This window comes from Streptomyces atriruber, from assembly GCF_001418325.1.
GTDB lineage: Bacteria > Actinomycetota > Actinomycetes > Streptomycetales > Streptomycetaceae > Streptomyces > Streptomyces atriruber.
This window is the reverse complement of record NZ_LIPN01000091.1, coordinates 1-7,934: the sequence shown is the minus strand read 5'-3', so window position 1 is coordinate 7,934 and position 7,934 is coordinate 1. Positions and strand designations below refer to the sequence as shown.

6 protein-coding genes are annotated in these 7,934 nt (G+C 69.1%); 4 read left to right on the top strand and 2 right to left on the bottom strand.

Translation table 11 applies throughout. The annotated features are described in order from the left end of the window. The first annotated feature begins 175 nt into the window (after positions 1-175). The 3 genes from AOK03_RS10485 (at position 176) to AOK03_RS10475 (ending at position 1,696) form a co-directional block, all read left to right on the top strand. Complete coding sequence (locus AOK03_RS10485; protein WP_079074618.1) at positions 176-562, top strand: BlaI/MecI/CopY family transcriptional regulator; 387 nt, start codon at positions 176-178, stop codon at positions 560-562. A 10-nt stretch (positions 563-572) separates the two neighbouring features. Next, positions 573-1,124 (top strand): amino-acid N-acetyltransferase, encoded by a 552-nt coding sequence (locus tag AOK03_RS10480; RefSeq protein WP_055564910.1) that lies wholly within the window; start codon positions 573-575, stop codon positions 1,122-1,124. Positions 1,125-1,357: 233 nt separating this feature from the next. Continuing rightward, the gene (locus AOK03_RS10475) at positions 1,358-1,696 is read left to right on the top strand and encodes a histone-like nucleoid-structuring protein Lsr2 (protein ID WP_055564909.1); all 339 of its coding nucleotides are present in this window, start codon (positions 1,358-1,360) and stop codon (positions 1,694-1,696) included. Here the strand turns inward: AOK03_RS10475 and AOK03_RS10470 are convergent. After that, on the bottom strand, positions 1,675-2,265 hold the full coding sequence (locus AOK03_RS10470) for an SCO3374 family protein (protein ID WP_055564908.1): 591 nt from the start codon (positions 2,263-2,265) through the stop codon (positions 1,675-1,677). The two genes, AOK03_RS10475 and AOK03_RS10470, sit on opposite strands and share 22 nt — an antisense overlap. Positions 2,266-2,706: 441 nt before the next feature. On the opposite strand from AOK03_RS10470, the gene AOK03_RS10465 reads away from it, so the two are divergent. Then, on the top strand, positions 2,707-5,235 hold the full coding sequence (locus tag AOK03_RS10465; protein WP_055564907.1) for an ATP-dependent Clp protease ATP-binding subunit: 2,529 nt from the start codon (positions 2,707-2,709) through the stop codon (positions 5,233-5,235). Between the two features lie 75 nt (positions 5,236-5,310). Here the strand turns inward: AOK03_RS10465 and AOK03_RS10460 are convergent, their stop codons facing one another. Next, the gene (locus AOK03_RS10460; protein WP_055564906.1) at positions 5,311-7,887 is read right to left on the bottom strand and encodes an NACHT domain-containing protein; all 2,577 of its coding nucleotides are present in this window, start codon (positions 7,885-7,887) and stop codon (positions 5,311-5,313) included. Positions 7,888-7,934: the final 47 nt, after the last annotated feature.

Below are 7,934 nucleotides of genomic sequence, written 5' to 3'. Positions count from 1 at the left end.
CACCACCTCGCCACCCCGCCCACCCCGGCGGGGACCCCGCGGCGTACGACTCGCGCGTCTTTCGAGTCGTACGCCCTTTTTGTTGCAGTTGAGCGGAAATTAGTGCTACGCCACGTCCCTCACGCATCACGCCAATAGTGACGTCTCCCACTATTGTTCTGCTGTGCCTCGTCCATTGGGAGAACTCGAAGACTCAGTCATGACGCGGGTGTGGAAGTGGAACCGCCCCGTGACCGTTCGAGAAGTCCTGGAAGACCTTCAGGAGGAACGGTCCATCGCGTACACGACCGTGATGACCGTTTTGGACAATCTCCATCAGAAGGGCTGGGTGCGCCGCGAAGCGGAAGGCCGTGCCTATCGATATGAGGCGGTCTCCACTCGTGCCGCCTACGCAGCCGCACTGATGAACGAAGCCTGGTCGCAGAGCGACAACCCCGCCGCCGCTCTCGTCGCCTTCTTCGGCATGATGTCGGCGGAACAGCGGGAAGCGCTGAGCGACGCGATGCGTATCGTCCAAGGCCCCGAGAACCCCGCCTCCGCCGAGCGCGGAGCAGAGCGATAGCGTCCGGTTCATGCCAGCAGAGGTCCCCGAACGCAGCGAACTCAGCGAACTCAGCACAAAAGCGGTCTCCGTCCGCAGGGCGCGAACCTCCGATGTGCCGGCCGTCCGCCGCCTCCTCGACTCCTACGTCCGGGAGCGCATCCTCCTGGACAAAGCGACGGTGACGCTTTACGAGGACATCCAGGAGTTCTGGGTGGCGGAACGCGACGACAACGCGGAGTTGGTCGGCTGCGGCGCTCTGCACGTGATGTGGGAAGACCTCGCGGAAGTACGCACCCTCGCGGTGAATCCCGAGGTCAAGGGTGCCGGAGTGGGGCATCAGCTGTTGGGCAAGTTGCTGCAGACCGCCGGGTGGCTCGGTGTCCGGAAGGTTTTCTGTCTCACCTTCGAAGTCGCCTTCTTCGCGAAGCACGGCTTCGTGGAGATCGGCGAGACTCCGGTCGACGGAGATGTCTACAGCGAGCTCCTGCGTTCCTATGACGAGGGTGTCGCCGAGTTCCTCGGCCTCGAACGAGTGAAACCGAACACCTTGGGCAACAGCCGGATGCTTCTGCATCTGTGATCGCCGCGACGGTATTCTCGACCGTCCCCTGCCCAGGTGGGCTATGTCCGAAACGCGCACGTTTCCAGGGTTCTAGGGGTACCCGGTCTCTCCCAGGGGTTTGTGTTTTTCCAGCAAAAGCGGTTTGCTTTCCGACGTACTGCAGTACTGCATATAACAGGGGCCGGTGAATCGACGGCGCGTGTCGTGCGGCTTGCGGCCCGGTCTCACAGTTATCGATGAAAGGAAATCCGGTGGCACAGAAGGTTCAGGTCCTTCTTGTCGATGACCTCGACGGTGGCGAGGCAGACGAGACCGTGACGTTTGCGCTGGACGGCAAGTCGTACGAGATCGACCTCACCACGGCCAACGCGGACAAGCTCCGTGGCGCCCTTGAGGACTTCGTCAAGGCCGGTCGGCGTACCGGCGGCCGTGGTTCGAGCGGTCGCGGCAAGGCGCGCGCCGCGGCGGCGAGCGGTGGCCAGGACACGGCAGCGATCCGTGCCTGGGCAAAGGAGAACGGTTTCGAGGTCAATGACCGCGGCCGCGTTCCCGCGTCCATTCGCGAGGCCTACGAGAAGGCCAACGGCTGACGGCTGCGACGCCGCAGCCGGACCCGGTGGCACTGCGTTGCCGCCGTGTCCACGAGTCGTACGAGACCGGAGCCCACGGCGGGGTCGCTGTGGTGTGCAGTCCCTCCTCCCCCCACCCCGGGCAGGGACGGCAGCGCGGGCAGCGTCGGCTCCACCTCACAGCCGGGCTCCGGGGGTCGCAGCCAGACGGCGGCCCCCCGCGAGCCGGACCACCCCGGGGGCGTCGGTGCGACGATCCGCCCGCCCGCCCCGACCGCGGTGAGGCCGAGGGGGATGTGTCCCCACTCCAGCCAGTCGAGCAGCCCCGGCAGCTCGTCCGCGCTTCCCGCGCTCACCAGGAGCCGCATCGTTTCCCCGTGCAGTGCCACCGGAGCCTTCGGCCCGAGGTGGCGCAGTGCCGCGAAGCCCGCCTCGGCGGGAAGTTCCAGGACGTCGAAGCGCAGCCCCGTCAGGAGCCGCACCGGGCCGGGGTCCGGGGCGGTCGCCCAGCCGAGCTCGTTCTCGTACCACTGCCGCACCGGGTCGCTCTGCTCGACCGGTACCCGGGGCTGAGGAACTGTGGGGGCCATGTCCGGGCAACAGCCGGAACGGCGCCCGGGTTACGCAGGGTGGCCGTATGGATGCGGTGCGTGTCCGGAAAGGGGGCGTAAGGGCGTGTTCGGCGGCGCAAGAGTGTTCGCCCGTAGCTGAGGGAACCGGGGCGCGCCGCATGGAGTGTCAGTCCTTACGGGTAAGACATCCCTAGTGGGGAGGGGCGACACGCAGTCTCGGGCACCTCACGTTCGCCATCGGCGTAGTGATGGTGGGGGTAACTGCCTGGCCTGCGGGAACATCGTCTCGCACCATCGGGTTGGAGCAGTTGTCGGCGTTCGGGGTCAGGAGATCCTCCGAGTTGGGGTCCGGGTGTCGGCAGTTGGAATGAGCGGTCCCCGCTTGCGGGACTAAGCTGCGGAAGGACAGGGAGGGGACCGACCCCTTTACTGCCTGACCGCTCTGAGGAGCGATTAACGATGTTCGAGAGGTTCACCGACCGCGCGCGGCGGGTTGTCGTCCTGGCTCAGGAAGAAGCCCGGATGCTCAACCACAACTACATCGGCACCGAGCACATCCTCCTGGGCTTGATCCACGAGGGCGAGGGTGTCGCCGCTAAGGCCCTGGAGAGCCTCGGGATTTCGCTCGAGGCGGTCCGCCAGCAGGTGGAGGAGATCATCGGGCAGGGCCAGCAGGCTCCGTCCGGGCACATTCCCTTCACCCCCCGTGCCAAGAAGGTCCTGGAGCTTTCGCTCCGCGAGGCCCTTCAGCTGGGCCACAACTACATCGGCACGGAGCACATCCTGCTCGGCCTGATCCGCGAGGGCGAGGGCGTCGCCGCCCAGGTCCTGGTCAAGCTGGGCGCCGATCTCAACCGGGTGCGGCAGCAGGTCATCCAGCTGCTCTCCGGTTACCAGGGCAAGGAGACCGCCACCGCCGGCGGTCCTGCCGAGGGCACGCCCTCCACGTCCCTGGTCCTCGACCAGTTCGGCCGGAACCTCACCCAGGCCGCTCGTGAGTCCAAGCTCGACCCGGTCATCGGGCGCGAGAAGGAGATCGAGCGGGTCATGCAGGTGCTGTCCCGGCGTACGAAGAACAACCCGGTCCTGATCGGTGAGCCCGGCGTCGGCAAGACCGCCGTCGTCGAGGGTCTCGCCCAGGCCATCGTCAAGGGCGAGGTGCCCGAGACCCTCAAGGACAAGCACCTCTACACCCTGGACCTCGGCGCGCTGGTCGCCGGCTCCCGCTACCGCGGTGACTTCGAGGAGCGCCTGAAGAAGGTCCTCAAGGAGATCCGCACCCGCGGCGACATCATCCTGTTCATCGACGAGCTCCACACCCTGGTGGGTGCGGGCGCCGCCGAGGGCGCGATCGACGCCGCGAGCATCCTCAAGCCGATGCTGGCGCGTGGTGAGCTGCAGACCATCGGTGCGACCACGCTCGACGAGTACCGCAAGCACCTGGAGAAGGACGCCGCGCTCGAGCGCCGCTTCCAGCCCATCCAGGTCGCGGAGCCGTCGCTGCCGCACACCATCGAGATCCTCAAGGGCCTCCGCGACCGGTACGAGGCGCACCACCGCGTCTCCATCACGGACGAGGCCCTGGTCCAGGCCGCCACGCTGGCCGACCGGTACATTTCGGACCGCTTCCTGCCGGACAAGGCGATCGACCTGATCGACGAGGCCGGTTCCCGGATGCGCATCCGCCGGATGACCGCGCCGCCGGACCTCCGCGAGTTCGACGAGAAGATCGCGGGCGTCCGCCGCGACAAGGAGTCGGCCATCGACTCCCAGGACTTCGAGAAGGCAGCTTCGCTCCGCGACAAGGAGAAGCAGCTGCTCGCCGCGAAGGCCAAGCGCGAGAAGGAGTGGAAGGCCGGCGACATGGACGTCGTCGCCGAGGTCGACGGCGAGCTGATCGCCGAGGTCCTCGCGACCGCCACCGGCATCCCGGTCTTCAAGCTGACCGAGGAGGAGTCCTCCCGTCTGCTGCGCATGGAGGACGAGCTCCACAAGCGCGTCATCGGCCAGAAGGACGCCGTCAAGGCGCTCTCGAAGGCGATCCGGCGTACGCGTGCGGGTCTGAAGGACCCGAAGCGTCCCGGCGGTTCGTTCATCTTCGCGGGCCCGTCCGGTGTCGGTAAGACCGAGCTGTCCAAGGCGCTCGCCGAGTTCCTCTTCGGCGACGAGGACGCGCTGATCTCCCTCGACATGTCGGAGTTCAGCGAGAAGCACACGGTCTCGCGTCTCTTCGGTTCGCCCCCCGGCTACGTGGGCTACGAAGAGGGCGGTCAGCTGACCGAGAAGGTCCGCCGCAAGCCGTTCTCCGTCGTCCTCTTCGACGAGGTCGAGAAGGCCCACCCGGACATCTTCAACTCGCTCCTGCAGATCCTGGAGGACGGTCGTCTGACCGACTCCCAGGGCCGCGTCGTGGACTTCAAGAACACGGTCATCATCATGACGACCAACCTTGGAACCCGTGACATCTCGAAGGGCTTCAACCTGGGCTTCGCGGCCCAGGGCGACACGAAGTCCAACTACGAGCGGATGAAGAACAAGGTCAGCGACGAGCTGAAGCAGCACTTCCGCCCGGAGTTCCTGAACCGCGTGGACGACGTCGTCGTCTTCCCGCAGCTCAGCCAGGACGACATCCTCCAGATCGTCGACCTGATGATCACCAAGGTGGACGAGCGCCTGAAGGACCGGGACATGGGCATCGAGCTCTCCCAGTCCGCGAAGGAGCTCCTCTCGAAGAAGGGCTACGACCCGGTGCTCGGCGCGCGTCCGCTGCGACGCACGATCCAGCGCGAGGTCGAGGACACCCTCTCCGAGAAGATCCTCTTCGGCGAGCTGCGTCCCGGCCACATCGTGGTCGTCGACACGGAGGGCGAGGGCGACAACGCCACGTTCACCTTCCGCGGCGAGGAGAAGGCGGCGCTGCCCGACGTGCCGCCGATCGAGTCGGCCGCCGGTGGCGGCGCGGGCCCGAACCTGAGCAAGGACGCGTAGCCCCCGGGCACGCAGCGAAGGGGCTGCCCCGGACCGTTCCGTACGGTCCGGGGCAGCCCCTTTCGCATGCGGTGCTCACGCCGTGATCGTCACGCCCTCCGGTACGTTCCGCACGCGCGGCAGGCGCGGGTTGACGCGCAGGACGTGCAGGCCGGGGAAGCGGGCCAGCCACGACATGTCCGGGTCGGGCAGCTCCGCGTTGACCCACAGGTGGGTGAGCCGTTCGGGGACCAGGCCCGCCAGGAGCTCGTCGGGGCGCATCACACCGGCCACCTGGATGCGGGGGCGTCCGCCGAGGTCGCGCAGGGCCGCCAGCTCGGTCGCGTCGGACACGGGGAAGTACAGGCCCTCCGGATCGAGATGGGCGATGATCTCGCGCGCGTACCGCTCGGTGTCGAAGTGGCGCCAGGGGCGGGCCAGCTCGGTGCGGATGGCCAGTGAGGAGCGGGTGCGCAGCCGGGCGAGGTAGTCGATGGCCGCGTCCTCCTGGACCCGGGTCGCGGTGATGGCCAGGAGCAGCGCCTGCTGGTCGCCGGGCACCTGCTCGGGGTCCGGCAGCTGCTCCAGGACGATGGGGCCGACCCAGCCGAGGCTGCGGGCGCCCTGCTCGGTCGTGGGGCGCAGGAGGTTCTTCGTGCGCCGGTGGACGAGTTCCTGGACGGCCGGGTCGAGCTCGCTGACGTGTTCCAGGCAGGCCGCGGCCATCAGGCGCCGGTGGTTGACGTGCGGCCTGCGCAGACCGGGGGCGGCGGCCAGCAGCGCCTCCAGGAAGGCGGCGCACTCGTCGGGGCGGGCGTGGGCGGCGGACATGCGGATGACCTCCTCCCACTCCGGCTGGTGGGCGTGGTCGACCAGGGTGTGGAGGCGGCCGCGGGCCACGATCTCCTTGGCGGCCAGATAGTCCTGGAACGTGCGGTGGATGAAGTCGACCGAGACGCCCGCCTGCTCGCGCAGCAGCCCCGTGCGGTGCAGCAGATGCCGGAAGATCTTCTCGCCGTCGCCCGCGGCACGGGCCGAGGGGATGGCGGGCAGCGCGCCGTCCAGGACGTCGATGACGCGGTGGCGCGGCAGTTCCGAGAGGCCCTCGTCGAGCATGGCGTGGGCGAGCTTGCGCAGCAGCAGCTCGCGGGCGCCCTGCTGGAGCCGTACGTCGTCGGCGTACAGCACGTCCCTCTCCGGGTCGCGGCGCTGCAGGAGCATCTCCAGGGCGGCGTCGTAGAGCTCCTTGCGGCCCTTGGGCAGGGAGCCGGAGCGGTCCCGGTTAAGGGCGCATATGAGGCCGCACATCAGGGGGTTGGTGGCGAGGCGGCGCAGCTCGCGGTAGATCCGTACGGAGTGCAGCAGGCGCTGCTCGTACTCCTTGAGGGCGTCCCGGTCCCGCTGCTCCCTGCACTGGTCGTCGCCCATCGCCGCGGTGTGCCAGTCGCGGATGAAGTGGGTGATCTGGTCGCGGGACATCGGGGCCAGCGACAGTTCCGTGAACCCCTCCTCGGCGAGGCGCTCCTGGGAGAGCCAGCCGTCCTCCACGGCGGAGGGCCGCGAGGTGACGAGGCAGGCGGTGCCGGAGAAGATGCGCAGGAGCCGCCGGAGCTGATCGCGCAGGGCGCCGCGGGTCTCCTCGGGCGCCTCGTCGATGCCGTCGACCAGGAGCAGGGCGCGGCCCGCGAGGAGCGTGCGCACGACCCAGCCCTCGGGCGCCCGGTCGGCCAGCGGATGGCGCACGGCGCGCAGGAAGTCGTCCGGGGCGGGGAAGCCCTCGCGGGCGAAGCGGCGTACGGGAAGGACGAACGGCACCCGGGCGCCCTCCCGGGCGGCGCCCACGGCGAGCCACTGCACGAGCGTCGTCTTCCCGGAGCCCGCGACACCGCGCAGCAGGACCCGCTCGTGGCCCTCCAGGGCCCGGTCGGCGAGGAGCACGGTGCGCTGGTGCCCGCCCGCCCCGGTGGCCGGGCCGTTGCTGCTCTCCTCCGCCTGGAGGCTGAGGTAGGTGTCCTCCAGGGGCCACCGGTCGGGCGCGTTCGCGAGGTCCACGCCCACGATGGTCAGCCAGCCGTGCTGGCGCACGACTTCCTGGGCGTACGCGGCCTCGAACTCGGCGTCTTCCTGGGAGGGTTCCGTGCGGCGGGCCGCGGCGGCCGCTTCGGCGTCGTTGAGGTCGACGAGCTGGCGGACGCGGCTGGCGCGCTCGGGCATGTGGCGCTGGATGTAGGGGGAGCGGCGCACGAAGTGGTGCAGCACGTGCAGGCAGACGGCGACGAGCAGCTCGTCGTGGAACCAGGCGGCGTCGGGGCTCAGCCCGCGGTCCGCGCCCTGGACGGCGCCGCGCAGCCGCCGCGCGTAGTCCTGCGGACCGAGGCGCACGGCGTCGGCGTCGGTGAGGTCGAGCTCGCCGATGGCCAGGAGCGTGCGGGTCAGTACGTCGGCGACGGCGGGGAGTTCACCGGTCGGCGCGGTGTGCCGTTCCGCGGCGAGCTGGATGAAGTCGGCGGCGGTGCGGTGGACGTCGTCGGGGTCGGCGTCGGCGTCGGGGCCGCGCCAGGTGGTGAGGGCGGCGATCAGGTCGGGGGTGGTCGGGGGCCGGGACGGGGTGCGGAAGAACCGTTGTACGAGGGGCATGGCGCGGGCCGAGGGAGTGCGTACTACGGGCTCCATGGGCACACAGACTATGTCAAGTGCCGTTTGTGGGCGCGGTGTTGAGG

Coding starts and splice junctions, on each gene's coding strand:
- AOK03_RS10480 (WP_055564910.1), top strand. CDS start 573: ATGCCAGCAGAGGTCCCCGAACGCAGCGAACTCAGCGAACTCAGCACA.
- AOK03_RS10470 (WP_055564908.1), bottom strand. CDS start 2,265: ATGGCCCCCACAGTTCCTCAGCCCCGGGTACCGGTCGAGCAGAGCGAC.
- AOK03_RS10465 (WP_055564907.1), top strand. CDS start 2,707: ATGTTCGAGAGGTTCACCGACCGCGCGCGGCGGGTTGTCGTCCTGGCT.
- AOK03_RS10460 (WP_055564906.1), bottom strand. CDS start 7,887: ATGGAGCCCGTAGTACGCACTCCCTCGGCCCGCGCCATGCCCCTCGTA.